Source organism: Stappia indica (genome assembly GCF_020177335.1).
GTDB classification, from domain to species: domain Bacteria; phylum Pseudomonadota; class Alphaproteobacteria; order Rhizobiales; family Stappiaceae; genus Stappia; species Stappia indica_B.
The window spans coordinates 24161-50982 of sequence record NZ_JAIVMG010000006.1; the positions used below are offsets into that span (position 1 = coordinate 24161).

Genomic DNA, 26822 nt, shown 5'->3' on the forward strand with positions numbered 1-26822 from the left:
GGGTTAAGGTGGGGCAAGTGGTTGCGCGCGCCTCAGCATCGCCATATTGGTCGCTGATGGAATGGGGCGTGCCGATACCTTGCGAGCCGCAGCGGTGCGGTGCGCGCGCCGCGCCCCCAGGGGCGGCGGCCCGGTGAGGGGTGGAGGATGGCGCTCAGGTGGCCGCTCCGAAGCGACTGGGCCGAGGTGACTGGGCGAGGCGGGCATGGCAGACGTTTTCGGAAACAACGAGCCGGGTATATGAGATTTCTGATCAAGTTCTTTGGCTATCTGTTCGGCATTGGCGCGGTCTTCGCGCTGATCGGTGCGATCGGCGTGTGGCTTTATCTCCAGGAGATGAGCAAGGACCTGCCGGACTATACCGCGCTGAAGAACTACGAGCCGCCGGTGATGAGCCGCGTGCACGCCGCCGACGGCCAGTTGATGGCCGAATACGCGCGCGAGCGCCGGATGTTCCTACCGATCCAGGCGATCCCGGATCTGCTGAAGCAGGCGTATCTGTCCGCCGAGGACAAGAATTTCTACGAGCATTTCGGCATTGATCCGGAAGGCATCGCCCGCGCCGCGCTGACCTATGCGCGCAACTACGGTACCGGCCGCCGGCCGCAGGGCGCCTCGACGATCACCCAGCAGGTTGCCAAGAACTTCCTCTTGACCAACGAAGTGTCGATCGAGCGTAAGGTCAAGGAAGCGATCCTGTCGCTCCGGATCGAGCAGGCCTACACCAAGGACGAGATCCTTGAGCTCTACCTCAACGAGATCTACCTCGGCATCGGCGCCTATGGCGTTGCTGCCGCGTCGCTGCTTTATTTCGACAAATCGGTGCATGAACTCACCCTTGAGGAGATGGCCTATCTGGCCGCGCTGCCCAAGGGACCGAGCAACTACCATCCCTTCCGCCAGCGCGAGGAGGCGATCATCCGGCGCAACTGGGTGATCGACCGCATGGTGCAGAACGGCTACGTCGACAGCGCCGCCGGCGAGGAAGCCAAGGCCAAGCCGCTGGCGGTCAAGCCGCGCACCCGCGGATCGCAGCTGTTCGCCTCGGAGTATTTCGCCGAGGAGGTGCGCCGCAAGGTGGTCACCATCTATGGCGAGGAACGGCTCTACGAAGGCGGGCTGTCGGTGCGCTCCACGCTCGACCCCAGGCTTCAGGTGATCGCCCGCAAGGCGCTGATGGCCGGCCTGATCAATTTCGACCGCCGTCGCGGCGGTTGGCGCGGTCCGGTGGAAACGCTGGAGCTCGGCGCGGGCGACTGGGGCGAGGCGCTGGCCAAGGCGAAATCCTTCTCCGATCTTCCCGAGTGGCAGCTTGGCGTCGTTCTGTCGGTCTCCGACAAGGCGGCGGAAGTCGGCTTGCAGCCGGAGACGTTGGTCAGCGGTGCCCTGTCGACCGAACGGGTCCGGGTTACCCTGCCGTTCGAGGGCGTGAAATGGGCCAGGGTCAAGGGCCGCGCGCCCAAGAGCGTGGCCGATGTGCTCAACCCCGGCGATGTCATCTATGTGGAGAAGCTGGGCGAGCGCTACGAGCTGCGCCAGTTCCCCAAGGTGTCCGGTGCGCTGGTGGCGATGGATCCGTTCACCGGCCGCGTGCTGGCCATGGTCGGCGGGTTCAGCTTCGCCCAGAGCGAGTTCAACCGCGCCACCCAGGCCTATCGCCAGCCCGGCTCGGCCTTCAAGCCGTTCATCTACGCCGCCGCGCTCGACAATGGCTACACGCCGTCCAGCGTGGTGATGGATGCGGAGCTGGAGCTGAGCCAAGGGCCGGGCCTGCCGGTCTGGCGGCCGCAGAACTACGGCGGCAAGTACTATGGTCCCTCGACCCTGCGGCTTGGCATCGAGCTGTCGCGAAACGTGATGACCGTGCGGCTGGCGCAGGACATGGGCATGCCGCTGGTGTCCGAATATGCCAAGCGGTTCGGCATCTACGACGACATGCTGCCGGTGCTGTCCATGTCGCTGGGCGCGGGCGAGACCACCGTCCTGCGCATGGTCACCGCCTATGCGATGCTCGCCAATGGCGGGCGCAAGGTGACGCCGACCCTGATCGACCGCATTCAGGACCGTTACGGCAAGACCGTCTATCGGCATGAGGAGCGGATCTGCGATGCCTGTATCGCCGATCACTGGGCGGAGCAGAGCGAGCCGGAGCTGATCGACAATCGCGAGCAGGTGCTCGATCCGATGACCGCCTATCAGATCACCTCGATGATGGAGGGTGTGGTGTTGCGCGGCACTGCGACCAAGGTCAAGCAGCTCGGCCGTCCGGTCGCTGGCAAGACCGGCACCACCAACGACGAGAAGGACGCCTGGTTCGTGGGCTATACGCCGGACCTTACCGTTGGCGTTTTCGTTGGCTACGACACACCCAAGCCGATGGGCCGTGGCGCCACCGGTGGCCAGATCGCCGCGCCGATCTTCATCGACTTCATGAAGGAAGCGCTGGCGGACACGCCTCCGGTCGAGTTCCGGGTGCCGCGCGGGCTGCAACTGATCCCGATCAACCGGCGCACGGGCCTGCGCGCTTCGGCGGGCGCTCCGGGGACGATCCTGGAGGCTTTCAAGCCGGGCACCGCACCGCCGGACGAGTATTCGATCATCGGCTTCCAGAACGACGTGGGCATCCCGCGCACGGTCTCGCCGGAAGCGGGCGAAGCGGTGATGACGGGAACCGGCGGGCTTTACTGAGCCCTGGGCAAGACCTTGCCCGTCAAGGCGGTTTACAGCGCTGCGGACCTTCCACTATGGTCCGCAGCCGGGCCGGCCTTCGCGCCGGCCGATGATTTGCCATTCCATTCCCGCACCAACCAACAAGGGGAGTTGCGATGCGCGCCGAAACCGAGGCCGTTGTCGACGAAATCAAGCAGGCCATAAGCCTGCTGAGGAGGCATCTTTGACTGGGATACTGCAGTTTCCCGTCTGGATGAACTGAACGCCGCCTCCGAGGATCCCACCCTTTGGGACGATCCCGCGCGGGCACAGAAGCTGATGCGTGAGCGCCAGCAGCTCGATGACGGGCTGAACGGCGTGCGCGCGCTGGAAGCCGACCTGAACGACAATCTGGAGCTGATCGAGCTCGGTGAAATGGAAGGTGACAAGGACGTCATCCAGGAGGCCGAGACGGCGCTGAAGGCGCTGCGCGGCGATGTCCAGAAGCGTCAGATCGCGTCTCTGCTGTCCGGCGAAGCCGATGGTAACGATGCCTATCTGGAGATCAACGCCGGTGCCGGCGGCACGGAAAGCCAGGACTGGGCCAACATGCTCCTGCGCATGTACACCCGCTGGGCCGAGCAGCATGGCAACAAGGTCGAGGTGCTGGAGATCCATGACGGCGAAGAGGCCGGGATCAAGTCGGTGACGCTGAAGGTCAAGGGCGAGAATGCCTATGGCTGGCTCAAGACCGAATCCGGTGTCCACCGTCTCGTTCGCATTTCTCCCTATGACAGCCAGGCGCGGCGGCACACCAGCTTTGCCTCCGCCTGGGTCTATCCGGTGATCGACGATTCGATCGAGATCGATGTCGCCGAGAGCGATTGCCGGATCGACACCTATCGCGCATCGGGTGCCGGTGGGCAGCACGTCAACACCACCGACTCGGCCGTGCGCATCACGCACCAGCCGACGGGCATCGTCGTGCAGTGCCAGAGCGAACGGTCCCAGCACAAGAACCGGGCCACCGCCTGGTCGATGCTGAAGGCCCGGCTCTATGAGCTGGAGCTGCAGAAGCGCGAGGAACAGGCGAACGCGGAAGCCTCGTCCAAGACCTCGATCGGCTGGGGTCACCAGATCCGGTCCTATGTGCTGCAGCCCTACCAGCTGGTGAAGGACTTGCGGACCGGGGTGGAAAGCACCAGCCCGCAGGACGTTCTGAACGGCGATCTTGACAAGTTCATGGAAGCGACCCTTGCCCAGCGCGCCTTCGGCGGCGCGCCGGAGGAGGTCGAGGACGTCGAGTAGGACGCTCCGGTCAGATAACCGAAACGAAAACGGCGGCCCCCGGGAAGGAGGCCGCCGTTTTTGTATTCGTGGGCCGGGGCGTCGTTGTCTCCGGCCCGTGGGTTCGGTGCGTGCCGTCCCAGTGCGATCGGTGCTAGATCAGCATCTTGCGCAGGCGGCTGGAGATCATGTCGATCACCGTGACCGTCAGCACCATGACGATGATGATGGCGCTGGCTTCCTCGAAGCGGAAGCCCTTGAAGGCCTCGTTGAAGGTAAAGCCGATGCCGCCGGCACCGACGATGCCGAGCACGGTGGCGGAGCGCACATTGGTCTCGAAGCGGTAGAGCGAGAAGCTCGACCACAGGGGAATGACCTGCGGGATCACGCCGTAGAGGATTTCCTGAATGCGGCTGGCGCCGGTGGTGCGGATGCCTTCCACCGGGCGTTCGTCGATGGCCTCGACCGCCTCGGAAAACAGCTTGGAGATGATGCCCAGATTGTGCACGAAGATCGCCAACACGCCGGGCAGGGGGCCCAGGCCGACGACGGCGACGAACAGCACCGCGAACACCAGGTCATTGATGGCGCGGCTTGCATCCATCAGCCGGCGCATGGGGAAGACAACCCAGGCCGGGGCGATGTTGCTGGAGGCGAGAAGGGCGAGCGGCGCGCCGAAGATCACCGACAGGACCGTGCCCCACAGGGCGATCTGCACCGTCTCCAGCATCTTGGTCAGATACAGATCGAGATCGGTGAAATCCGGATTGAGAAACTGGGCGACCATCCCGTCGAGGAAGTCGTTGCCCTTGAGCAGTCGGGTCCAGTTGTTGATTTCCGCCGGATAGTACGACAGGGCCAGCAGGACGACGATCACGCCGGTGATGGCGGCAAGGCGCAGTATGTTCGACCAGCGCGGCTGCATCTGCGCGCGCACGGCGTCCGAAAGAGCGGCTTCGGCGGTCATTCGGCCCGTATCCGCAATCATGTTCGTTTCCTTCCCATTGGCAGACGGGCCGCAGGGGGTGCCTGCGGCCCGGATATTCCGGTGTCAGGTGCCGGCCCCGGTCCGGGGCCGGTCTCCCTTCAGGCTGGCTCAGTAGCCGGCTTCAGGCTGGCTCAGTAGCCGGCCTTGCCGACGATCTCGGCCTGCTTGGCAAGATCGGCGAGCAGAGCGTCGGCGGCCTTGATTGCCTCGGCGTCGCCGGCGGCCTCGGCCTTCAGCTTGGCCTTGAACGCCTCGATCTGGCGCACGTCGAGAAGCTGAGCGTTGGAGGAGGCAAGGAACGGCCCCCAACCATCGGACAGGCCGGCGAGGATCTTGCGCTCACGGGCGACCTTCTCCATGTCGCCGAAGCGGCCGTACTGCATGAAGAAGTAGTAGAGCTTCTCCTTGGCGGCGGGCGAGAGATCGGCGCGCCAGACCATCGGGTCGGACGGGATCAGCGGCGAGCGCCAGATTTCCTTGATCTTCGCGGCGGCTTCCGGCTTGGAGCTGGCAAGGCGGGCGTAGATGCTTTCGGTGTTGTTGGTGGCGACATCGACCTGGCCGGCGGCAACCGCAAGCGCATTGCCTTCATGGTTGGCGGAGGTCACGCGTGCGAAGCACTCTTCCGGGGTCTTGCCGTTCAGCGCCCAGACGTAATAGCCGGGGATGGCGAAGCCGGAGGTGGAGTTGGGATCGCCATTGCCGAAGGTCAGCGTCTTGTCGCATTTCAGAACGTCGTCGAGCGAGTTCAGCGGGCTGTCCTTCTGGGTGATCAGCAGGGAGTGGTAGCCGCGCGATCCGTCGTCCTTGATGGTCTGGGCGAAGACTTCGCCGCCGGCCTTGTCGACGGCCTGGATGGCCGATTTGTTGCCGAACCAGGCAAGGTCGACCTGCTTTGCGCCCATGCCGGCGATCACGCCAGCGTAGTCGGAGGCGAAGAACGGCTTGACCGTGACGCCGAGCGCCTTGGACATGTCGTCAAGGAAGGGCTGGAAGTTTTTTTCCAGAACCGAGGCGCTCTCGGTGGAAATGATGCCGAAGTTGATGGTCTCGGGCAGGGCGCCCTTTTCTTCAGCCTGTGCGATGCCGGTTGCGGACAGCGCGAAAGCCGCCGCCACAAGGACTTTCTTCAACATGGGTTTTCTCCTGATTGAACCTTTTGACGCGCGCCGTCCGGGCTCACGCGTTCGCGACCGCCAGTGCGGCCACTTTCGGCGCGGCTTCGGGCGCCGCGCCGCCATGCCCGACCAGTCTCGGGCCTGAGGGCATGTCCGGTGTCGACAGCATGTCGCTGTCGTAAAGAGCTGCCAGGTCGGCACGGCTGATGCCGCTGACCGGGCCGTCATAGACCAGGGTGCCCTGCTTCAGGGCAATGATCCGCTGGCAATGGCGGAAGGCATGGTCGATCTGATGCAGCGACACCACCACCGTCACCCCATCCTCGCGGTTGATGCGGGCCAGCGTCTCCATCACTTTTTCAGCCGAGGCCGGGTCGAGCGAGGCGATCGGTTCGTCGGCGAGGATCAGGCGTGCTTCCTGGGTCAGCGCCCGGGCAATCGCCGCGCGCTGCTGCTGGCCGCCGGACAGGCGCGAGGCACGGCGATGGGCGAAGTCGATGATGCCGACCCGCTCCAGCGCCTGCAGGGCGCGAATGCGGTCGGTGCGGGTGAAGAGGCCGAGGGTGCCGCGCCAGAAGGGCGTCTTGCCAAGCCGCCCCGCGAGCACGTTGCGCAGCACGCTGAGGCGATTGACGAGATTGAATTGCTGGAAGATGACGCCGACATCGCGACGGATGCGGCGGGCCTCGGTGGTGCGTCCGCCGCTTGCCTGAACGGTGCGGTCAAACACGGAAATCGCGCTGGCGCTGCCTCGGTCGATGGTTTCCAGGCCCGAGATCAGCCGGAGAAGGGTGGACTTCCCCGAGCCGGAGGCTCCGATGAGGGCCACCATCTCGCCATCCTCGATCGACAGCGAGACATCGTTGAGGACCGGCTTGTTGCGCTCGAACGCTTTTGAAACGGAGCGGGCTTCGATTGCTGGCATGTGCTGTGTTCTCCCTTGCGCCGCCGGGTTAAGGGAGAAGTGTTGCAGCCAGATGACAGAGGTCGCCGAACCGGGTGCGCAAGGGACCCGGAGGCGTGTGATTGCGTCGTCAAGCGCTGGAAACGACAACGGCGCCCATGGGGCGCCGCCTTTTCCGTTCACCGGTGAGGGAAGGGCTCAGTTCTCGATGATCGGGGTGATCGTTTCGCCGGCCGTCAGGAATCGGGCGGGATTGAGCGGCTTGTCGCCGATGCGGATTTCGTAGTGCAGATGCGGTCCGGTGGAGCGTCCGGTGGAGCCGACATAGCCGATCGTGTCGCGGGCGGAGACTGTCTGGCCCTCGGTGACGGCGATCCGGCTCATATGGGCAAAGCGGGAGACGACGCCGCTGGGGTGCTCGATCTCCACCGATTTGCCATAGCCGCCATTGCGACCGGCGAAAACCACCTTGCCCGTGCCCGGGGCCTGGATGGGGGTGCCGCGCGTTGCCTTGAAATCGGTACCGGTGTGCATCGCCATCCGGCCCATGAACGGGTCGAGGCGGGGGCCAAAGGACGAGGAGATCGGGGCGCCGGGAACCGGGCTGCGGACCGGAATGCCGCGCGCGGCCTGCTTGACCTTCTCCAGCGCAAGAAGGGCACTTTCCGCCCGCTCGAAGCGGGCATCGAAGCCGGTTCCGGCGGTCAGCGCAACAAAGGGGCCGCCGGTGCCTTCGGTTGCCGTGCGGGCGGGCATGCCGGCAAGGCGCAGACCGAGCCGATCCGCCGCGCCGACGATGGTGGCGTGATCGCGTTCGGCGGACATGGCAATCACGTCGAGGGCCAGATTCGCTTCCGTGTCCATGCGAGCAAGGGAACCGGACACGTCCTCGATCAGGCTGGCGCGTTTGTCCTCGGCGGTTGCGGCCGAAGAGGCGGCGGGGGAATTGATCGCTTTCCCGGCCGGGCGCTCGCCCTGGCTGCCGCGCAACTGCAGCTCCGGCATCAGCTCGATGGGCTCGGGCATGCCGCCGATGCCGGTGTCGCCGGTGTCCGTGTCCGGGCCAAAGGCAAGGAGGCCCTCGGGACGGTCCGGCTTGCTCTGTGGCATGGGGTTGCCGATGGCGACGCGGATGCCGGTCTTTGCCGCCTTTGCGATCAGCGAGGCGACGCGGGACTGGCGGCTGTCGAGATCCTGCTGCCGGCTGAGCACGGCGGTGAGCCGTTCCTCGATGGACTGGGCCTCCAGCACCCGGCGGCTGGTCAGCCGGTCGACCTTGGCGCGCAACTGGGCGATGCGGTCCTCATAGGAAAGCTGCATCTGTGCCTGGCGTTCGGCGGAGGATTGGATGATGTCGTCGCGCAGAACCAGATACGCGGTCGCGCCGATGTACCCGACGGCAAACAACAGGCCGACGCCGGTGGCAAGGCCGGCGAACCAAGGGGAAATGGTGAAGGAGCGAACCGTTTCGCCGCGTGCGATGATGACCCGGTGCGGTTCCTTGCGTTTGCCGAACACCCTGTCTGATCGTGCCCCGTGTTCCGTCATACTCTTTAGCCCCGTTCCGGATGATGCCTTGCGCGAAAGGTCACGCGATCCATCCAGCGGGATTAGAGTTGATTAAGGTTAACAAATACTAAGGAATGGCCGTCTCAACCGATCAGGCGGGCGAGGGGGCGGTAGAAGCCGGGGGTCAACCCTGCCTCGGCGCGGGCCCGGTCGTTGAAGGGCGGCTTCAGTCCCCCCTTGAAATGGCGGCGGACCAGATCTTGGAAGCGCCTTTCCGGATCGCAGCGGTCGCGGTCGCAGACGAAGCGGAACCACTTGGCACCGAAGGCGACGTGGCGCTTTTCATCCCGGTAGATGATTTCCAGGATCGCCGCCGTCTCCCGATCGCCGGCGGCCAGCGTCTTCTCGATCATCGGCGGGGTGATGTCGAGGCCGCGTGCCTCCAGCACCAAGGGGATCACCGCCAACCGGGCGGCGAGATCGTCGCCGGTGCTCTCCGCCGCTTCCCACAGGCCGTGATGGGCCGGCAATGCGCCATAATGCGAATCAAGTTCGACAAGCCTCTGCCGCAAAAGGGAAAAGTGCTTGGCTTCCTCAAGGCCGACCCGCACCCAGTCGTCAAAGAACGAGCGCGGCATCTGGCGGTCGGCGAAGCGCCCGACCAGGTCCCAGGTGAGGTCGACCGCGTTCAGCTCGATGTGCGCCAGGGAGTGGATCAGCGCGATCTTGCCCTGGCGGCCGCCGGCGGCGCGCTTTGGCATGTCGCGCGGCGGCAGGAGGAGGGGGCGTTCCGGGCGCCCGGGCTGATCGGGCATCGCCGCCGCTGCGGTGCGCCGGCGCACCGAAAGGGTGCGGGCAAACCACGCCCGGGCCGTCGCATGGGACAGGCGTATCTTCTCATCGAGATCGGCGGCGGCAACGATCTGCCGGGCGCCGCAGGCCAGCGAGGCCGGGGCGTGGCCTTCAACATCCGTTCGGGTGGGGGAAATCGACATGTCGGCCGGCGGCTTTCCGTTCTGGGACTGAAACAAGAGTGCGCGAAGGGGGTTACCCTTGCGCGCGCACCGCGTCCAGCACCGCTTCGGCATGGCCGGCGACCTTGACCTTGCGCCAGATCTTCAGAAGCGCGCCATCGGGGCCGATCAGGAAGGTGGAGCGCTCGATGCCCATGTACTTGCGGCCATACATGGATTTTTCCACCCAGACGCCATAGGCGTTCGCCGTCGCCTGATCGGTGTCGGCCGCCAGATGCACACTCAAGCCATGCTTGGCCTTGAACTTGTCATGCTTGGCCGGGGTGTCGGGGGAGACGCCAATCACCACGGCGCCGGCTTTTTCGAACTCTTCCCGCAGGGCGCTGAAGGCAATCGCCTCCTTGGTGCAGCCGGGCGTGTCGTCCTTGGGATAGAAGTACAGCACCACCATCTTGCCCGCGAGATCGGCGAGGGCGAGCCGCCGATCGCCATCCGTCGGCAGGTCGAAATCCGGGGCGGGATTTCCTTCTTCGAGTTTCGTCATTCTGCCTTCCTTTCGTCACATGCTGCTTCGACTAGTAGCAGATTCTCGAAGGTCCGGAGTCCCCGGGGCCGGCGACCATCCGAAGGTCGCGATAGGGGCTGGCAACCGCTAGTATCATCTCGATGATTCGGTTCTGCGGCGATTGTTGATGGTCAAGGAATAGAAATCTGTATAAGCGATTGATTCGACGTAATATTCCGCTTCGCGATTCATTGCGGCACTCGCGCCGGCGTTGGCCAAGGCGCGTGGCGGGCGCCTGCCTTGTGCTGATTGTGCTGGCGGTCGGCCTCGGTGTGATCCGGGCAATGCAGGGGCCGATCTCGATTGGCTTTGCCGCGCGCATGATCGAGCGCGAGGTGTCGTTCAACGGCGTTGCCCTGACCATCGGCGCCGCGACGGTCGATCTTTCCGAGGGGCTGCCGGCGCGACTGGAGCTGGAGAACGCCGCCGTCGAGTTGGAAGGCGCCCGCCCGCTCTCGCTGTTTCTGCCGCGTATTTCCGCGCCGCTCGATCTGGTTTCGCTGCTGACCGGCCGCATTTCCATCTCCGAAATCGTGCTGGAGCAACCGCGGTTGGAGCTGGAAACCGAACCGGCGGAAACCACCTCCGTACCGAAGATGTCCGGCATCGCCGAGGCGATGGACCAGATCGGTATCCTCGCGGGGCAGCAGCTCTCCCGCCGGGGCATTTCCCGCATCGAGATCGTGTCCGGCGAGGTGCTGGCCGAGGCGGAGGAGACCTATCGGATCTCCGGCATCGACGCCGAACTTACCCATGACGAAGACCTGACCTTGCGCATGGAAGCCGAGGTCGCCGGGCGCCTCGGTCGCTGGCGGGCGCAGGCATTGCGGCGGGTCGATCCGGAGACAGGCCAGCGGACCATTACCCTGGCCTTGCGCGATGTCACCATTGGCGAGTTCATGCCGGTCGACGCGGAGCTGGCGACCGGCAGGGGGCTTGGCGTGCCGATCCAGCCGACCATCGAGGTGTCGCTGGATGCCGCGGGCGCATTCCAGACCACCCGCGCGAGCCTGATCGTCACGCCGGGCTGGATCAACACCGGGCGGGCGATTGTCGGCTTCGACCGGATCGACGTGCAGCTTCTCTGGGAAGAGGGACGCCCCGGCTTCCTGATCGCGCCCTCGGTCTACATGCGCGGCAACACGGTGTTTCCCTTCGAAGGGGTGGTCGAACCCCCCAGGCAGCCGGGAAGCCTCTGGTCCTACCGAATCGATTCCCGCAACGGCCGCATCGGGCCGAGCGATGTGCCCGGACCGCCGTTCCTGCTGGAAAATTTCACCGCCAAGGGGCGGGCTGACCTGCGTCGCCGCGAGGTGTTCTTCGATACGCTGGTGCTGCAATCGGGCACGGCGTCGATGGATGGAGCGGGCTCGCTGCGCCTTGCCGAGGATGGTCCCTATCTGGCGCTTGCGGTGCAAAGCGGGCCGATGCCGGTCGCGACCATGAAACGGCTCTGGCCGGTGACCATGGTCCCGCCGGCGCGGGCCTGGATCATCGAGCACATGATCGACGGGCGGATCCTCAACGGGCGGGCGACGGTGGCGCTACAGCCGCCGGCCTTCGATTCCCAGGATCCGGATCCGGGCTGGTCCGGCAATGACGTTCGCGTCGACATCGCCTTCGCCGATGTCAGCCTGAAGACCATCGGCACGATCCCGGTGGCGCAGCGCCTGACTGGCACCATTGAGGTGGCGGACGTAATGCTAACGGTTTCCGCCGACAGCGGCGTGATGGTGGCGGGCGATACCGATCCGCTCGATCTCGGGCGCACCGTGTTTCGCATTCCGGATCTGCGCAAGTCCGGCATCAAGACCGGGGAGCTGGAGCTGGCGGTCAGTGGGCCGGCGGAAGGTCTGGCCAGCCTGATCGACGCCGAGCCTTTCCTGGTTTTGTCGAAGCGGGATATCGCGCCGGCGGATGTGTCGGGCGAAGGCAATCTCGACGTCCGTGCGCGGTTCGCGCTGGAGAAGGATGTGCCGGTCGAAGAGGTCGACTGGTCGGTGACCGGCGCCTTGCGCAAGTTCGCCAATGCCGAGCCGATCAACGGGCACAAGCTGTCCCGGGCCAATCTGACCTTCGATGCCAATGCCAACCGCCTGGAGTTGAAGGGCACGGGGCGGCTTGACGGGTTGGCGGCCAATCTGGATCTGGTGGTGCCGTTCGAGGGGCCGGGCGGCGAGGCGGTGGCCTCGCGGCAGGGGGTGGTGCTGGATGTCACCGCCAAGGAGCTGGCCGCCCGTGGCTTCGACCTGCGCGAGTTCATCACCGGCAAGCTCCGGCTGGCCACGGAGGATACCGCCGACGGGATGGCCTATGACGTCGATCTGACGCGGGCGCGGGTGCATCTGCCGCAAGTCGGCTGGATCAAGAGCCAGGGCGTGCCGGCGCGCGCGCGCTTCACGATGTATCAGGGGGAGGGGCGCCGGCAGGTCCGCAACTTCGAACTGACCTCGGAAGGGGTCGATATCGCCGGGTCGATCGATCTCAGCGAGGCAGGAGGGTTTACCGGCGCACGGTTCGACCGGTTCGCCTTGCGTCCCAGCGATGAGGCCAGCCTGCGGATTTCGCGCAAGGGCAAGGGTTATGTCGCCGATTTCAGGGCCCGGCGTTTCGACGGGCGCGGCCTTGTCGCCAGCTTCACGGAAGGCGGCAAGGGCGGTTCGGGGAAGGGCGCGGCGAGCGTCCAGGTCAATGCGGAAATCGACCGGCTGACGGGCTTTAATGGTGTGGTGGCCAATGACGTGCGCCTGCGGCTGGCCAGCAGCGGCGGCAATTTGCGCAGTCTGACGCTATCGGGCAAGACAGGCGCCCGGGCCGGCTTCGACATTGCCCTGACGCCGGGCTCGGGCGGACGGACCCTGAGCGGCGAGATCGCCGATACCGGGGCGCTGCTGCGCTTCACTGATCTTTACAAGCGCATGCGCGGCGGGCGCGGTGTGCTTGTGATGCAGATGCCGGGCGACAAGACCTGGCACGGCACTTTCAAGGTGCGTCGGCTGTCGATCACCGAAGATCCGGCGATCCGCAAGCTGGCAGAGGTGCCGCAGGTGGCCAACCCGGAAGGCAGCCAGCGAGGCTTGCGCGGTGCCGCCCGCAAGGGCGAGGCCTCGTTCAGCGCGCTCGACATCGCCTTCCGGCGCGAGGGCGATCTGTTGCGGGTGACGGAGGGAACCCTTGCCGGGGCAACGGTCGGAGGCAACATTTCCGGGACGGTCAATCTGGCCAGCCGGACCCTCGACATGACCGGCACTTTCGTGCCGATCTTCGCGCTCAACAATCTCTTCGCCAAGATCCCGATCCTCGGCTTCGCCCTTGGCGGCGGCTCGGATGAGGGGCTGATCGGCGTTACCTATCGCCTGTCCGGACCGGTCAGCGATCCGGTGCTGACGGTCAATCCGGCCTCGGTGATGGCGCCGGGCATCTTCCGCAAGATCTTCGAGTACCGGTAACAAAAACGGGAGGCGGTGATCCGCCTCCCGTCTGTAATCGGGTCCTGATGCTTTCTGGCGCCGGTCAGACCGGCTTCAGAAGCACGTGCCGCTTCTTGCCGAGCGAGAGCTTGATCACCCCGTCGTCCACCAGATCGGCTTCCGTCAGGCTGCGGCGCTCGTCGCTTTCCGGCTGGTCGTTGATGCGCACGCCGCCGCTCTTGACCTGACGGCGCACCTCGCCGTTGGAGGCGCACAGGCCGGCGGCGACGAAGGCCGCCAGCACGCCGAGACCGGCGGCAAGATCGGCCCGGGGGATTTCCACCGTGGGCAGACCGGCGGCCAGCGCACCTTCCTCGAACGCCTGGCGCGCGGTCGCGGCGGCGGCCTCCGCCGCCTCCCGGCCATGGGCCATGGCGGTCGCCTCGGTGGCCAGCACCTTCTTCGCCTCGTTGATCTCCGACCCGCCAAGGGCGGCAAGGCGGGCGATTTCGTCCAGCGGCAGGGTGGTGAACAGCTTGAGGAAGCGCTCCACGTCGCTGTCCTCGGTGTTGCGCCAGAACTGCCAGTAGTCGTAAGGGGCGAGCATGTCCGGGTTGAGCCAGACGGCGCCGGCGGCGGTCTTGCCCATCTTCGCGCCGGACGCGGTGGTGAGAAGCGGTGTCGTCAGGGCGAACAGCTCCACCTCTTCCATGCGCCGGCCAAGGTCGACGCCGGAGAGGATGTTGCCCCACTGGTCGGAGCCACCCATCTGCACCCGGCAGCCGGTGCGCCGGTACAGCTCGACGAAGTCGTAGCCCTGCAGCAGCATGTAGTTGAATTCCAGGAAGGACATGTGCTGTTCGCGCTCAAGGCGCAGGCGCACCGCGTCCCGCTGGATCATCTGGTTGACGGAGAAATGCCGGCCGACCTCGCGCAGGAAGTCGATGTACTGCAAGCCGAGCAGCCAGTCGGCGTTGTCCAGCATCAAGGCGTCCTTCGGGCCATCGCCGAAGGTCAGGAAATTGGCGAACACCTTGCGGATGCCGTCCTTGTTGTCCTCGATCTGCTCGCCGGTGAGAAGCGGGCGCGCGTCATCGCGGAAGGTCGGGTCGCCGATCCGGGTGGTGCCGCCGCCCATCAGGGTGATCGGCCGGTGACCGGTCTTCTGCATCCAGTGCAGCATCATGATCTGGACGAGCGAACCGACATGCAGGCTTTTCGCCGTGCAGTCGAAGCCGATATAGGCGGTGACCGTTCCGGACGCATACAGATCGTCGAGCCCGGTCGGGTTCGAGATCTGATGGATGAAGCCTCGCTCCTGGAGGGTCTTCAAGAACTCCGATTTGAAAGCGGTCATGATATTCACTGTCCGTGATGGTGAAGGTCGTCATGTGAGACGGCCCGCGCGGCGCCTTTCAGGGGCCTTGCCGCGCGAGCCACGTCCCTCATAGCCGAACTGACGGGAAAGGGGCAAAAAAAACCCGCCGATCAGCTATGCGCATCATCATCCTCCGCCGCTTTTCCGGGGCTGAGTGCCGGCGGCGAGAAGAAACGCGCCGACGACCAGAAGTCCGGCGAGCCCGAAGGTGACCTGCAATCCTGTGCCGACCGCTGCGGGAGATGCCTGGGAGATGTCGCTGGTGCCGGCAGCGGCGGCGAACACCGCGCCCATCAACGAGGCGCCGGTGATCAGCCCGAGATTGCGCGACAGGTTGAGCAGGCCGGAAATGACGCCGCGGCGGGCCTTGTCGACCCCTTGCATGAGGGATGTGTTGTTGGCCGCCTGAAACAGCTGGTAGCCGGGTGTCAGCAGGGCGATGGCGGTGATGTAGCCGGCAAGGCCGACGTGGGCCGGCAGGATCGCCAGGCCGAAGGACCCGGCCACCATGACGCCAAGGCCGAGGCGGACCGTTGCCGGTGCGCCGAGCCGGTCGACCAGCCGGCCGGCCGGGACACCGCTGAGGGCGGCGATGATCGGGCCGGCCGACATGGCAAGGCCGACCATTGCCGCGCTGAGCCCCAGCGCCTGCGACAGGTAGAACGGCCCGACCACCAGGGTCGCCATCATCACCGTTGCCACCACCGCGTTGACAGCAAGACTGCTGCTGAAGGTGCCATCGCGGAAGGCGGTGAGCCGGATCAAGGGCGCGGATACGCGGGTTTGCGCCAGTCCGAACAGGAGGGCGCCAAGCGCGGCGCCGACGAGAAGGGCGATGTTCAGAGCGCCGAAGTCGCCGCGCCCGAGCGTCATGGCGAGCGCATAGGCGGCGAGGAATGCCGCGAGCAGTGTCGTTCCGACCATGTCGATGCGTGGTCGGTCCGCGCGGGCCCCGCGCTTCTCCGCCGGCAGGCTGCGCCAGGCAAGAGCCAATGTGAGCAGGGCCAGCGGTACGGTGGCCAGAAAGATGGCGCGCCAGCCGGCGCCGGCGATCAGAACGCCGCCGAGCGTGGGGCCGAGCGCGGTGCCGACCGCCGACATGGTTCCCAAGAGCCCCATGGCGCTGCCGGTTCTTTCTCCGGACACCGCGGCGCCGACAAGGGCCATGGAAAGGGCCATCATGATCGCCGCGCCAAGGCCCTGCACCGCGCGGGCGGCGATCAGCGAGGGCAGACCGGGGGCAAGGCCGCCAGCGGCGGAGCCGGCGGCGAACAGCGCCAGCCCGACAAGCAACAGCCGGCGATGGCCGATCAGGTCGCCAAGCCGTCCGGCGCTGACGATCAGGGTGGTGATGGCCAGGAGATAGGCGAGCACCACCCACTGGATCTGGCCGAAGGAGGCGCCGAACACCTCCGCGAGCCTCGGCAGGGCGACATTGGCGATGCTGGTGCCGAGGGAGGACAACAGCACCGACAGGGACAGGCTGACGAGCGCCCAGCGGGCGGTGGGCGATCCGCCCTTATGTGCGACGCCTGCATCGTCTCTTGTCGTCGTCATCGGGTCACCTCCTCGTTGGTTCGCACAAGCCGGCGCACGGCGCGGCGGGCAATGGGGGCTATGGCCAGAACCAGCGGGAAGGCGACAAGCCAGGAGGCAAGCCATGCCCCGAGCCAGAGCCCGGGAAAGCCTTCGGCCAACCCGGCGCTGCGCCAGGTGGAGATCGCCGAGACCACCAGCGACATCAGGCCGGAGAGGAGGAGGCCGAAAAGAGCGGGTTCAAATCTGGCCGGGATCATCGGGTGACTTTCTGCAGGTGGAGATCACCCACAGGTAGTCGCTTGTCAGGCATGGCGGAACGCGCATCATTTGCAGCTTATTCATGCATCAAACGCTCTATATGGCCGGAATCATGCTAGGGTCCGGCCCATGTCGCGGCCCGATCTCAACCTGCTCGTCACTCTGGATGTCCTGCTGGCCGAAGGCAGCGTTGCCCGCGCCGCCGCGCGGTTGCGGCTCAGCCCTTCGGCCATGAGCCGGGCGTTGAAACGCCTGCGCGAGACGACGGGCGATCCGCTGCTGGTGCGCGCCGGGCGCGGGCTTGTGCCCACCCCTCGGGCGCTTGAGCTGCGGGAGCGGGTCGCTGGACTGGTCGCGGAAGCGGAAGCGGCCTTGCGCCCGGCAGCGGCGCTTGATCTCGCCCGGCTGCAGCGGGTCTTTACCCTGAGGACCAGCGAAGGTTTCGTGGAGAGTTACGGCGCGGATCTGATGGCCCGCCTCAGCGGTCAGGCGCCGGGCGTGCGTCTGCGCTTCGTGCAAAAGCCGGACCGGGACAGCGCGCCGCTGCGCGAGGGCACTGTTGATCTGGAAACCGGGGTCGTCGGCGAGGAGATGGGGCCGGAGCTGCGGGCGCAGGCGCTGTTTCGTGATCGGTTCATCGGCGTCGTGCGGTCCGGGCATGCCCTGTGTCAGGGGGAGATCACAGCGGCGCGCTATGCGGCCGGGCGGCATGTGCTCGTTTCCCGTCAGGGCCGGGAGGCGGGGCCGGTCGATCAGGCGTTACAGCCGCTCGGGCTGGCGCGGGAGATTGCCGTGATCGTCGGCGGGTTCTCCTCGGCGCTGGCGCTGGTGCGGGGCTCGGATCTGGTGACCGCGGTTCCCGAGCGACACACCGTTTCCCTGCGCGATGGTCTGTTCAGTTTTCCACTGCCGGTTTTCGTACCGGAGGTTACCGTGTCTTTGCTCTGGCACCCGAGGCTGGACGCCGATCCGGCCCATCGCTGGCTGCGCGACTGCGTGCGCGAGGTCTGTGCCGGGGCGCCGCGATCCGTCGCGGACGGTTGAGCCGCACGGTCCGATTGGCTATCGGTCTTTGCGTATTTTGCAGTTTTTTCCGGAGATTTTCATGGCTTCTTCCCCGCACGTTTCCGCATCCGATCCGACCGGCTCGCTGGTCGAGCGTCTGTCGATCCCGCCCTATCGCGGCGGGGTGCTCGACGGTTTGCGCTTCACGGTGAAGGATAACATCGATCTGGCCGGCCGGAAAACCTCCTACGGCAGCCCGGCCTGGCGCGATGCCCATGCCGCGCCGCAGCAGAACGCGCTTTGCGTCGATCAGCTGCTGGCAGCGGGCGGAACTTGCGTCGGCAAGGTGGTCGCCGATGAGTTCACCTACAGCCTCGACGGCGAGAGCCATTTCTTTGGCACGCCGGTGAATGCGCGGGCGCCGGAGCGTGTCCCCGGCGGCTCGTCCAGCGGTTCCGCCGCCTCGGTCGCCGGCGGCTTGGCGGATTTCTCCCTTGGGACCGATTCCGGCGGCTCGATCCGGGTTCCGGCGAGCCTCTGCGGCCTTTGGGGCATGCGCCCGTCGCTGCACCGGATTTCTGAAGCCGGGGTCTTGCCGTTCATGCCGAGTGTCAGCACGGTCGGGGCGGTGGCGGACCGGTTCGCCGTGCTCGACAAGGCGATGCGGGTGCTGCTGCGCAGCGCGCCGGAAGGGGATGCGACGGCTGGTGGGGAGCCGGCGGTTGAGCGGCTGCTGATTCTGGAGGATGCGTTCGCGCTTTGTGACGGCGCGGTCGCCCGGGCGGCGGAGGAGGCGCTGGCCGCGATCAGCGCGCGCGCCGGCATCGTCCCGGAGCGGGTGCGGTTTTCAGATCTGGTCGGCCGCGACATGGGGCTTGCCGACTGCAACGCAAAGGCCTTGCGCAATTTGCAGACGGCGGAGTTTCAAAACACCGGCGGCAACTGGATCGAGACCCACGCGCCGGAGCTCGGCGCGGTCTTTACCATGGCCTATGGCAATGTGCGGGCGTTCGACCGGATCGCCGCGCTCGACAGCCTTGCCTTGTGCGAGCGGCTGTTCGAGGCGATCAACGCGGCGCTGCCGCAAGGCACGGTGATCTGTTTCCCGACCACACCGGTGATTGCCCCGTTGAAGGGGTCGCTGACCAGTCTGGAGGCGGTGCTGGCGTTCTACGATCCGACCATGGCGATCACGTCGTTTTCCGGTGTGGGCCGGCTGCCGGAAATCACTGCGCCGCTCTTGACTGTCGAGGGCGCGCCGGTCGGGCTCTCCTTCGCCGCCCGGCACTACGGCGATGAAGCCCTGCTCGCCGCCACCCGCGCCCTGCTGCAGCCGGAGTAAGGACCGGGAGAAGCGGACGCGCGGCGGCTGCGCCGAAGCGCTCGGGGGCTTGAGGGGGCTCAGCTTTCCAGCCTGCCCCGGCCGGTTGCGGCCTACCGGGCGAGCTGTCTGGCACGCGCTGCCATTGCCAGAAAATGGTAGCGCTCGTCCGCGGTCCCGGCTTCATCGGCGGCGATCTCCAGACGATCCGCCAGCTTTGGCAACATGTCCCGCGCCCAGCCCGGAAAGACTGTCTCGGCGCTTGAGGACGTGATGCTCGCCGCGAATGCGGCTGTCAGCCCCTGGGCCATGGCGCTTCTTGCTTTCAGCCGGTCGGCCCGGTTCGAGGTCCTTTCTTCCTTCAGGATCGCAGCAATGTTGTCCAGATAGGCGCGTTGCAAGACGCGCCGCCAGGTTGGCGCGGACGACAGGTTGCTCCAGAGCGCCTCATAGGTGTCATCTGCAAAGTCCAGCGGCCCATAGGCGGCGGCGTTTCCGGCTTTCTGGGCCTCCAGCAATGGAAGTTTTTTGATGCCGGACGGAAACCCCGGATTTGGCAGAACTTCGAACAGATCGTCGACCAGCGAGGCCTGCAGGCCGGCGATTGCCTCCGCTCCACCAAAAACGGAGATGCGCTCGATCAGGCCCGGCTCCAGATAGGCATTCAGGCTGCGAGCACCTTCTCCGAGGAGGTAGTGGATCGCGGCGCGCTGCTGCTCGGCGGGAACCAGTCGCCTGTAGGGGCTGGGCGCCCAGGGATAGGCCTCCACGCCGGCGATCAGCTTCGTCACCGATTTCAGGAAGCGCATGTGGAAGGTCTGGATTGCGCCATAGGCGGCTGCCAGTTCCGTCTCGTCGCCCTTCGTTGCCGCCGACAGCTTCTCGATCGCCCGGACAATGTTGGTGACGCCGAGCCGTGTGGCTTCAACACGCTCCACCCCTGTGCTTTCCATCAGAACGCGAGGGTCGGCGTTCCAGATCTCCATTTCGCCGGCCAGTTCGCCCGCAGCCCATTGCAACCGGCGATCGGCTTGCGCCGCCTCGACGAGACTGGCGAGCGCCTTGTTTTCCTGATCCGGTGCCTTTCCGAAATCGCCATAGCCCCATTTGATCGCGAAGAAATCATAAGGCCCGGGATCCGGTATGAACTTGGTGACGCCGTCTCCGGGTTGCGCTGCCTGGTTCCAGCGTCCGTAGGACATGATCGAGGTGGTTGCCCCGGATGCGTTGTTGGCGAACTCCGGATTGCGCATCTGGGCGATGGAATAGGCGGTGGATGCCAGGTGATTATGCCGCAAGCCAATGCCGTGGCCGACTTCATGGGCAACGGCATATTGCAGCAGCCGTCCCTGCAGTTCTTCGCTCAAGGGGAGAGAGGTGACCCTTGGGTCGAGCGCGGCATGGATGCCGAAATAGTATTGGCTGAAGATCGTGATGACCCCTGGCCAGACCTCCACGTGCGACGACAGGATCTCGCCCGATCGCGGATCGACGATATGCGGTCCGGTCGCGTTTTGCGTCGGCCGGGCAAGCCACCTGATGGTGCTGTGGCGCGCATCCTCCGGTGTCCAGTCCGGATTGTCCGCGAAGGACGGGGCATCGCGCGCGACAATCGCGTTGGAAAAGCCCGCAGCCTCAAAGGCCGGCTGCCAGCTCTCCACCGCGCGTTTCAGATAGGGCCGCCACCGGTCCGGCACCTCGCGGCCGATGTAGAAGACGATCGGCTCGACAGGGTCGCTGACCGGAGCGTCCGGGGTTTTCTTCTCCAGCCTGTACCGCATGATCAAGCCTTGCGTTTGCGCCACGCGGCCGGCGTCCTCATAGACGGTGAAATCGGAATCCTGTTCAGTCACGCCGGAACCGGTGCGAAAATACCCGACCCTGGGATCGAACTGCCGTGCGGCCATCGGTTTTTCGGGCAGCATGACGAGCGAGTGACCGACCCGCATCGAAATGTTCCGCGGCGGCGCAATCGGGTCCTTGGCCTTGGCAAGGAAGGTCAGATGCGTCCTGACATTGAAGTTCTCGGGGAATATGCGCACGCTGGTGATGTAGGAGGCGGCCGGATTGACGTTGATTGGCGTCAGGCCGGTCTTGGCGATCAGCGCACGCGCCGACATGAAGTCGATGTCGTTGGAGAAAAGCGCCGTGATATCGACCAGAACGCGCCCGTCCTCGGCCGAGGCGACAACCGGCAAAATGGCCGCGATCGGCGGCTCGTTGGACCGGCGCACGGCAATCGCAATCGGATTGATCGTCGCCCCCGTTTGCTGGCCGAGTTCCGGCGCTTGGGTGTCGCCGATGCGATTGCCGAAGGCCGCGGTCAGGTCGCGGACAAAGACCTTGTCGCCCCGATGCTGGAACTGGACGACAGAGCCGCCCAACCATAGATGGTCATCTGCGCCGGATGGCACGGTGACCGTTTCGGAGTACCACAGGAACAACCGCTCGAATGCTGCTGTGGGAAGGACAACCAGGGCCTTTTCGTTTTTCGAATAGGCCTCAATGGTTCCCTTGCCGAGAAGTTTGGCATCGGAGAGAGCAGCTTCGATTGAAACCGGCTCAGGGGCGTTCTTCTGGTCCTGAGCGCTGGCGGAAAAGCAACTTGCCAGCAAGGAGAGAACACTTGCGACGACAGCGACAATCACATCCTGTTTCATGAGATGCTCCCACTCTAGGGCGCTCCGTCAGAGATCTCATGCCGTCGAATGCCTGCGCCTGCCATCAGGGTGGCCGAGACGCTGCACCATTGGCCGGCGTCGATCTCAAGCGACGGGTTGCGGTACGGATGGACAGGTGCCGTACGTCATCTACGCTGGGATGCAAGGTTCCCCCTCGCGAGGAGGAGCCGCACCGCGCCGATCCGTTGCCGTGATCATATATTTGCTTTGTGAGTTTACACGATTTTTCGAATAAGTCCGAACCTGTCGTAGGGTAAAATATTTTGCATTGCAGCATTTATCTAAGTTGGGTTTATGTGAATTTTGGAGTTTATGCTTTCTTGGATCTTTTGTTCTTTTAAATTCTCGAAATCATCGCGGTGCTGCTGCCTTCCCAGACGCAAAAGCCCCGCCAGTTTTGGCGGGGCTTGTCTCGTCGTTCGCAATCCCCGCCCGGTGTGCGGGCGGGGCGCTGCCGGCGTGGGGCCGCTTAGATGAAGCTGACCTTGCCGGTGGCGATGTCGTAGACGCCGGCCACGGACTTCAGCTTGCCGGCGGCGGCCTGCTCCGACAGGATCGGCGCTGCGTCTTGCGCCTTTGCCGCGTTCAGCCGGGCGTTCTCGGCGGTGGCGGCCACCAAAAGGTCGCCCGGATCGCTGGCCATGGCGCTTTCCACCGCCGGCCGGATGGCATCTGTCAGGCTCGGCAGATGGCCCGGCAGGGTGGTCTTCTCCTTGACCACCTTGATGGTGGCGTCGACCGCACCGCAGGCGCTGTGGCCGAGGACCACGATCAGCTTGATGCCGAGAACGGCGGCGCCGTATTCAAGGCTCGCCAGCCCGTCCTCATTGATGAAGTTGCCAGCCACCCGGATGACGAACAACTCACCCGGTCCCTGGTCGAAGATCAGTTCCGGAGCAACACGGGAATCGGCGCAGCTGACGATGGCGGCAAAGGGCTGTTGCCCGAGCGCCCGGTTGGCGCGCCCGACCGAATGGTCGGTGTTGATCGGGGTGTTCGCCACATAGCGCGCGTTGCCCTCGATCAGCCGCTGCATCGCCTCATCGGGCGAGACAGGCATGGCGGCGGTTTCCGCCGAAGCGCGCGAGGCAACCAGCGGCGCGGCCATGGAAAGCGCCAGGCCGCCGGCGAGCAGCCCGCGCCGGGTTACGGTTGTTGTCTTGCATTCGTCCATGTTAAATTGCTTCCGAGAAGGCTCAGCGCTCAAGGATACATCCGCGCCGGCTTCTTGATTTGAGATCCTACCACACATCGATAAACCCCCACTTTGCAAGCCATATATAGATTGATCCAGAATTGAAAATAAGAACTGAAATCAAAAATATAGATATCAGAAATATTTTTGAAAATATAAATAAATATTTTTTAAATTTATTTATATTTATCATCTAGTTAAGATCAACAGTGATTTCTGGAATATATTACATTTGATCTTGCACATGGATTTCACTTCGTCAAGCTACTTTGGGCGAAGACTGCAGTCGCAAGATTTAATATATGGCGTGGCCTTGTAAAAGGTGCGGGGCGATCGGGCGTCAGTTGGTTCGGTCGTGGCCTTGCGGAGGCCTGGCGGAATGCTCCCGCGCGGTCTGCCTGCCTTCAGAAGGTCTGTCCGCCGCAGCGGGAGACGGGCCGGCGAGGCGTGACAAAGAAAAAGGCCCCGCCGTTGCCGGCGAGGCCTTGTTTTTGTTCAGTCCTGGGCAGAGCCCGGGCGGAGCCTTGCTCAGAGAGCCTCTTCGGAGGTCTCGTCCTCGGCGGCGGCCTCTTCGCCTTCGCCCTCTTCGCCCTCGGTGCCTTCCTCTTCCTCATCTTCCTCGAACTCGAACGTGTCGTGTTCGCGGCTGGTGAGGTCTTCACCACGCGCCTGGCGCTCGGCCTCGTCGGCGGAACGGGCGATGTTGACGGTCACGCTGACCTCGACTTCCGGGTGCAGCACGATGGCAACCGTGTGCAGGCCGATGGTCTTGATCGGACGGTCGAGGCGCACCTGGGAGCGGGCCACGGAGAAGCCGCCCTCGGTCATTGCCTCGGCGATGTCGCGCGGCGACGCCGAGCCGTAGAGCTGACCGGTCTCGCCGGCCTGGCGCACGATCACGAAGGACTGTCCGTCCATGGTGCCCGCGACCTGTTCGGCCTCGGTCTTGCGCTCCAGGTTGCGGGCCTCAAGCTGCGCGCGCTCGTTCTCGAAGCGCTGCAGGTTGGCCTTGTTGGCGCGCAGCGCCTTGCCCTGCGGCAGAAGGTAGTTACGGGCGTAGCCGTCGCGAACCTTCACCGTGTCGCCCATCTGGCCGAGCTTGGCAACGCGTTCCAGCAGAATGATCTTCATTGGTCTTTGTCCTTGTGGTCTGTCCCGCGCGGGGAGGAGCCCGCCGCGCGGTTAGGGGCGGCGCCGTGACGCCAGACCCCAGCCGAATGTGATCCGGGCCGGCCCGAGGCCGGCCGCACCCGTCAAGGTGCTTACTTGATCACGAAGGGAAGCAGGCCGAGGAAGCGGGCGCGCTTGATCGCACGGGCCAGCTCACGCTGCTTCTTGGCGGACACCGCGGTGATGCGGCTCGGGACGATCTTGCCGCGCTCGGAAACGTAGCGCTGCAGCAGACGAACGTCCTTGTAGTCGATCTTCGGCGCGTTGGCACCGGAGAACGGGCAGGTCTTGCGACGGCGGAAGAACGGGCGGCGCGTCGGAAGTTGAGCGATATCAACCATCGTTTCTCTCCTTACGAGTCTTCGCCGCGGCGGCCGCCGCGATCACCACGGTCACCACGATCACGGTCGCCACCACGCTCCGGGCGGTCGCCACGGCCACGGCGACGGTCGTCCCGGTCGCGCTTCTGCATCATTGCGGAGGGCTCTTCCTCGTGCTCTTCGACCTTGAGGGTCATGAAGCGCAGGATGTCCTCGTTGAGGCGCATCTGACGTTCCATCTCAGCGACCGCCGCCGGCGATGCGTCGAGGTTCATCAGCGTGTAATGCGCCTTGCGGTTCTTGTTGATCCGGTAGGCCAGGGTGCGAAGGCCCCAGGTTTCCACCTTGCCAACGGAACCTTCGTTCTCGGTGATCAGCGTCTTGTACTGCTCGACCATCTGCTCGACCTGCTGGGCCGAGACGTCCTGGCGAGCCAGGAACACATGCTCGTAAAGCGGCATATCAGTGCCTTCCTCTCGTGCGGTTCACGGAACCCGGCGCTAAGCCTCTTCGAGCCTTCTAGAAGGCGGACGAAGCAACTTCGAAGGCGGAGACACGGGAAGACGGATGGGAATCGGGCCATCCTGCCAAGGGTCGAAACCGTTTGCGCGGTCCGGCCATCGGCCTTCCGTTCAGCCCCCGGCCAGAGTTCCGAACGACGCGCGGCTTATACAGCAATTGCGGTGTTTCGCAAGGGCCGGCGCGCTTTCCGCAGGCTTTTTTATGGCGAACGGCTTGACAGGCAAGCGTTGGCCCGTGTCTTTGCGGCAACTTCATTTGTGCGCCCGCTGGGGTGGCGCGGCAGAAAGACGGAGCCACGAGATGAGCATTGCATTCACCTTTCCCGGCCAGGGCAGCCAGGGCGTCGGCATGGGCAAGGAGCTGGCCGATCGCTTTCCCGAGGCGCGCGCGGTCTTCGAGGAAGTGGACGCAGCGCTGGTTCAGCGCCTTTCGGATGTGATGTGGAACGGGCCGGCGGACGAGCTGACCCTGACGGCCAATGCTCAGCCGGCGCTGATGGCGGTCAGCCTGGCGACCATCCGGGTGGCGGAAGCGCGCGGTCTCGACCTTGCCGGTTCGGTGGCTTTCGTCGCCGGTCATTCGCTGGGTGAGTATTCGGCGCTGGCCGCCGCGGGCGCGCTGAGCATCGGCGATGCGGCGCGGCTGTTGCGCACTCGCGGCACGGCCATGCAGCAGGCGGTGCCGGTAGGCGAGGGCGCCATGGCGGCGCTGCTCGGCCTCGATTTCGAGACGGCGGAAAAGGTGGCGGCGGAAGCGGCCGGCGATGAGGTCTGCCAGGCGGCCAATGACAATGCGCCGGGGCAGGTCGTGGTGTCGGGCCACAAGGGCGCGGTGGAGCGGGCAATCGCGATCGCCCAGGAGCATGGGGCCCGCCGGGCGGTGCTGCTGCCGGTCAGCGCACCGTTCCATTGTTCGCTGATGGCGCCGGCCGCCGATGTGATGGCCGAGGCGCTTGCCGCCGTTGAGCTCAAGGCGCCGGTGGTGCCGCTGGTGGCCAATGTGCTGGCTGGCCCGGTCACTGATCCGGACGAGATTCGCAAGCTCCTGGTGCAGCAGGTGACCGGAACCGTGCGCTGGCGCGAGTCGGTCGGCTTCATGGCCGCCGAGGGTGTGGATACCGCCTTCGAGATCGGTACCGGCAAGGTGCTGACCGGCATGGTCAAGCGCATCGCACGTGGGGTAACCGGCATTGCCGTGAACACGCCGGAGGATGTCGATCTCCTGATGGACCGGCTGGCCAACCCCTGATAGGCATACTGGGACAACAACGGAAAGTATCTGTGCATGTTTGATCTGACGTCAAAAACGGCTCTCGTTACCGGTGCGACCGGTGGGATCGGCGAGGCAATCGCGCGGGCCCTCCACGCGCGCGGCGCGACCGTGGCCCTGTCGGGCACCCGGGCGGAGAAGCTGGAGGCGCTGGCCGCCGATCTCGGCGAGCGGGCGCATGTGCTGCCGGCGAACCTGTCCGATCGCGAGGCGGTCGAGGGGCTGGTGCCGGCGGCCGAGGCGGCAATGGGCGGTCTCGACATTCTCGTCAACAACGCGGGCATCACCCGCGACAACATCTTCATGCGCATGAAGGACGAGGAGTGGGAGCAGGTGCTGGAGGTCAACCTGACCGCCGGTTTCCGGCTGTGCCGCTCAGCCGTCAAGGGCATGATGCGCCGCCGCTCCGGCCGGATCATCGGCATCGGTTCGGTGGTCGGCACCACGGGCAATCCGGGACAGGCGAACTATGCTGCCGCCAAGGCCGGTATGATCGGCATGGCCAAGGCGCTGGCGCGTGAGGTTGCCAGCCGCAATGTCACCGTCAACACCATCGCGCCGGGGTTCATCGAAACGGCGATGACCGATGCGCTGAACGACAAGCAAAAAGAATCGATCCTCGGCACGGTGCCGGCAGGTCGGCTCGGCACCGCGGGTGAAATCGCCGCCGCCGCCGTCTATCTCGCCAGCGACGAGGCAGCCTATGTTACGGGGCAAACGCTGCACGTCAATGGCGGTATGGCAATGATTTAAAAGAAGA

Annotated in this window: 21 protein-coding genes; 7 read left to right on the forward strand and 14 right to left on the reverse strand. The window is 65.2% G+C overall.

The genetic code is table 11. The features are described from left to right. The first annotated feature begins 249 nt into the window (after window positions 1-249). On the forward strand, window positions 250-2688 hold the full coding sequence (locus LC062_RS09795) for a penicillin-binding protein 1A (RefSeq protein ID WP_224911029.1): 2439 nt from the start codon (window positions 250-252) through the stop codon (window positions 2686-2688). 137 nt (window positions 2689-2825) lie between these two features. Then, a protein-coding gene (prfB, locus tag LC062_RS09800) for a peptide chain release factor 2 (protein ID WP_224910859.1) occupies window positions 2826-3957 on the forward strand; the annotation gives its coding sequence in 2 pieces (ribosomal slippage) (window positions 2826-2894 and window positions 2896-3957; 1131 coding nt in all). Between the two features lie 133 nt (window positions 3958-4090). Here the strand turns inward: prfB and phnE are convergent. The 6 genes from phnE to LC062_RS09830 form a co-directional block, all read right to left on the reverse strand. Then, on the reverse strand, window positions 4091-4903 hold the full coding sequence (gene phnE, locus LC062_RS09805; RefSeq protein WP_224910860.1) for a phosphonate ABC transporter, permease protein PhnE: 813 nt from the start codon (window positions 4901-4903) through the stop codon (window positions 4091-4093). A 152-nt stretch (window positions 4904-5055) separates the two neighbouring features. Continuing rightward, window positions 5056-6060 carry a phosphonate ABC transporter substrate-binding protein gene (gene phnD, locus LC062_RS09810; protein WP_224910861.1) on the reverse strand — a complete coding sequence of 335 codons (1005 nt, stop codon included), beginning with the start codon at window positions 6058-6060 and terminating at the stop codon, window positions 5056-5058. 43 nt (window positions 6061-6103) lie between these two features. Continuing rightward, window positions 6104-6967 (reverse strand): phosphonate ABC transporter ATP-binding protein, encoded by an 864-nt coding sequence (gene phnC, locus LC062_RS09815; protein ID WP_224910862.1) that lies wholly within the window; start codon window positions 6965-6967, stop codon window positions 6104-6106. 177 nt (window positions 6968-7144) lie between these two features. After that, window positions 7145-8464, reverse strand: a complete 1320-nt coding sequence (locus LC062_RS21470) for a peptidoglycan DD-metalloendopeptidase family protein (protein ID WP_224910863.1) — start codon at window positions 8462-8464, stop codon at window positions 7145-7147. A 134-nt stretch (window positions 8465-8598) separates the two neighbouring features. After that, window positions 8599-9450, reverse strand: a complete 852-nt coding sequence (locus LC062_RS09825) for a ferritin-like domain-containing protein (protein WP_224910864.1) — start codon at window positions 9448-9450, stop codon at window positions 8599-8601. Between the two features lie 52 nt (window positions 9451-9502). Continuing rightward, window positions 9503-9973 carry a peroxiredoxin gene (locus LC062_RS09830; RefSeq protein WP_224910865.1) on the reverse strand — a complete coding sequence of 157 codons (471 nt, stop codon included), beginning with the start codon at window positions 9971-9973 and terminating at the stop codon, window positions 9503-9505. 263 nt (window positions 9974-10236) lie between these two features. Here LC062_RS09830 and LC062_RS09835 point away from each other — a divergent pair, with 263 nt between their 5' ends. Then, window positions 10237-13443 carry an AsmA-like C-terminal domain-containing protein gene (locus LC062_RS09835; protein WP_224910866.1) on the forward strand — a complete coding sequence of 1069 codons (3207 nt, stop codon included), beginning with the start codon at window positions 10237-10239 and terminating at the stop codon, window positions 13441-13443. A gap of 64 nt (window positions 13444-13507) precedes the next feature. Here the strand turns inward: LC062_RS09835 and tyrS are convergent, their stop codons facing one another. The 3 genes from tyrS to LC062_RS09850 form a co-directional block, all read right to left on the reverse strand. After that, window positions 13508-14761, reverse strand: a complete 1254-nt coding sequence (tyrS, locus tag LC062_RS09840; RefSeq protein WP_224910867.1) for a tyrosine--tRNA ligase — start codon at window positions 14759-14761, stop codon at window positions 13508-13510. A 147-nt stretch (window positions 14762-14908) separates the two neighbouring features. Continuing rightward, window positions 14909-16339, reverse strand: coding sequence for an MFS transporter (locus LC062_RS09845; RefSeq protein WP_224910868.1), 1431 nt, complete (start codon window positions 16337-16339; stop codon window positions 14909-14911). After that, window positions 16336-16578, reverse strand: coding sequence for a DUF2798 domain-containing protein (locus LC062_RS09850; protein WP_224910869.1), 243 nt, complete (start codon window positions 16576-16578; stop codon window positions 16336-16338). The genes LC062_RS09845 and LC062_RS09850 overlap by 4 nt, the downstream gene beginning before the upstream one ends. Window positions 16579-16708: 130 nt before the next feature. On the opposite strand from LC062_RS09850, the gene LC062_RS09855 reads away from it, so the two are divergent. Next, window positions 16709-17623, forward strand: coding sequence for a LysR family transcriptional regulator (locus LC062_RS09855; RefSeq protein ID WP_224910870.1), 915 nt, complete (start codon window positions 16709-16711; stop codon window positions 17621-17623). A gap of 61 nt (window positions 17624-17684) precedes the next feature. Beyond that, complete coding sequence (locus LC062_RS09860) at window positions 17685-18926, forward strand: amidase family protein (protein ID WP_224910871.1); 1242 nt, start codon at window positions 17685-17687, stop codon at window positions 18924-18926. Between the two features lie 92 nt (window positions 18927-19018). On the opposite strand, the gene LC062_RS09865 is transcribed toward LC062_RS09860, so the two are convergent. The 5 genes from LC062_RS09865 to rpsF form a co-directional block, all read right to left on the reverse strand. Further along, the gene (locus LC062_RS09865; RefSeq protein ID WP_224910872.1) at window positions 19019-21565 is read right to left on the reverse strand and encodes a zinc-dependent metalloprotease; all 2547 of its coding nucleotides are present in this window, start codon (window positions 21563-21565) and stop codon (window positions 19019-19021) included. Between the two features lie 490 nt (window positions 21566-22055). Then, window positions 22056-22760, reverse strand: a complete 705-nt coding sequence (locus LC062_RS09870) for a carbonic anhydrase (RefSeq protein ID WP_224910873.1) — start codon at window positions 22758-22760, stop codon at window positions 22056-22058. Between the two features lie 549 nt (window positions 22761-23309). After that, window positions 23310-23912: a 50S ribosomal protein L9 gene (gene rplI / locus LC062_RS09875; protein ID WP_224910874.1), complete on the reverse strand. Its 603-nt coding sequence runs from the start codon at window positions 23910-23912 to the stop codon at window positions 23310-23312. A 131-nt stretch (window positions 23913-24043) separates the two neighbouring features. After that, a complete protein-coding gene (gene rpsR / locus LC062_RS09880; RefSeq protein WP_224910875.1) occupies window positions 24044-24292 on the reverse strand; it encodes a 30S ribosomal protein S18 in 249 nt (82 codons plus the stop codon). 11 nt (window positions 24293-24303) lie between these two features. Beyond that, the gene (rpsF, locus tag LC062_RS09885; RefSeq protein WP_224910876.1) at window positions 24304-24732 is read right to left on the reverse strand and encodes a 30S ribosomal protein S6; all 429 of its coding nucleotides are present in this window, start codon (window positions 24730-24732) and stop codon (window positions 24304-24306) included. A 361-nt stretch (window positions 24733-25093) separates the two neighbouring features. Here rpsF and fabD point away from each other — a divergent pair, with 361 nt between their 5' ends. After that, entirely contained in the window at window positions 25094-26041 is a 948-nt protein-coding gene (fabD, locus tag LC062_RS09890; RefSeq protein ID WP_224910877.1) for an ACP S-malonyltransferase, read from the forward strand. Window positions 26042-26077: 36 nt separating this feature from the next. Next, on the forward strand, window positions 26078-26815 hold the full coding sequence (gene fabG, locus LC062_RS09895; RefSeq protein WP_224910878.1) for a 3-oxoacyl-[acyl-carrier-protein] reductase: 738 nt from the start codon (window positions 26078-26080) through the stop codon (window positions 26813-26815). Window positions 26816-26822: the final 7 nt, after the last annotated feature.

Excerpts from the sequence above, each read along its gene's own strand:
- phnE (WP_224910860.1), bottom strand. The coding sequence starts at position 4,903 with ATGACCGCCGAAGCCGCTCTTTCGGACGCCGTGCGCGCGCAGATGCAG.
- phnD (WP_224910861.1), bottom strand. The coding sequence starts at position 6,060 with ATGTTGAAGAAAGTCCTTGTGGCGGCGGCTTTCGCGCTGTCCGCAACC.
- phnC (WP_224910862.1), bottom strand. The coding sequence starts at position 6,967 with ATGCCAGCAATCGAAGCCCGCTCCGTTTCAAAAGCGTTCGAGCGCAAC.
- LC062_RS09825 (WP_224910864.1), bottom strand. The coding sequence starts at position 9,450 with ATGTCGATTTCCCCCACCCGAACGGATGTTGAAGGCCACGCCCCGGCC.
- LC062_RS09830 (WP_224910865.1), bottom strand. The coding sequence starts at position 9,973 with ATGACGAAACTCGAAGAAGGAAATCCCGCCCCGGATTTCGACCTGCCG.
- tyrS (WP_224910867.1), bottom strand. The coding sequence starts at position 14,761 with ATGACCGCTTTCAAATCGGAGTTCTTGAAGACCCTCCAGGAGCGAGGC.
- LC062_RS09845 (WP_224910868.1), bottom strand. The coding sequence starts at position 16,339 with ATGACGACGACAAGAGACGATGCAGGCGTCGCACATAAGGGCGGATCG.
- LC062_RS09850 (WP_224910869.1), bottom strand. The coding sequence starts at position 16,578 with ATGATCCCGGCCAGATTTGAACCCGCTCTTTTCGGCCTCCTCCTCTCC.
- LC062_RS09855 (WP_224910870.1), top strand. The coding sequence starts at position 16,709 with ATGTCGCGGCCCGATCTCAACCTGCTCGTCACTCTGGATGTCCTGCTG.
- LC062_RS09860 (WP_224910871.1), top strand. The coding sequence starts at position 17,685 with ATGGCTTCTTCCCCGCACGTTTCCGCATCCGATCCGACCGGCTCGCTG.
- LC062_RS09865 (WP_224910872.1), bottom strand. The coding sequence starts at position 21,565 with ATGAAACAGGATGTGATTGTCGCTGTCGTCGCAAGTGTTCTCTCCTTG.
- LC062_RS09870 (WP_224910873.1), bottom strand. The coding sequence starts at position 22,760 with ATGGACGAATGCAAGACAACAACCGTAACCCGGCGCGGGCTGCTCGCC.
- rplI (WP_224910874.1), bottom strand. The coding sequence starts at position 23,912 with ATGAAGATCATTCTGCTGGAACGCGTTGCCAAGCTCGGCCAGATGGGC.
- rpsR (WP_224910875.1), bottom strand. The coding sequence starts at position 24,292 with ATGGTTGATATCGCTCAACTTCCGACGCGCCGCCCGTTCTTCCGCCGT.
- rpsF (WP_224910876.1), bottom strand. The coding sequence starts at position 24,732 with ATGCCGCTTTACGAGCATGTGTTCCTGGCTCGCCAGGACGTCTCGGCC.
- fabD (WP_224910877.1), top strand. The coding sequence starts at position 25,094 with ATGAGCATTGCATTCACCTTTCCCGGCCAGGGCAGCCAGGGCGTCGGC.
- fabG (WP_224910878.1), top strand. The coding sequence starts at position 26,078 with ATGTTTGATCTGACGTCAAAAACGGCTCTCGTTACCGGTGCGACCGGT.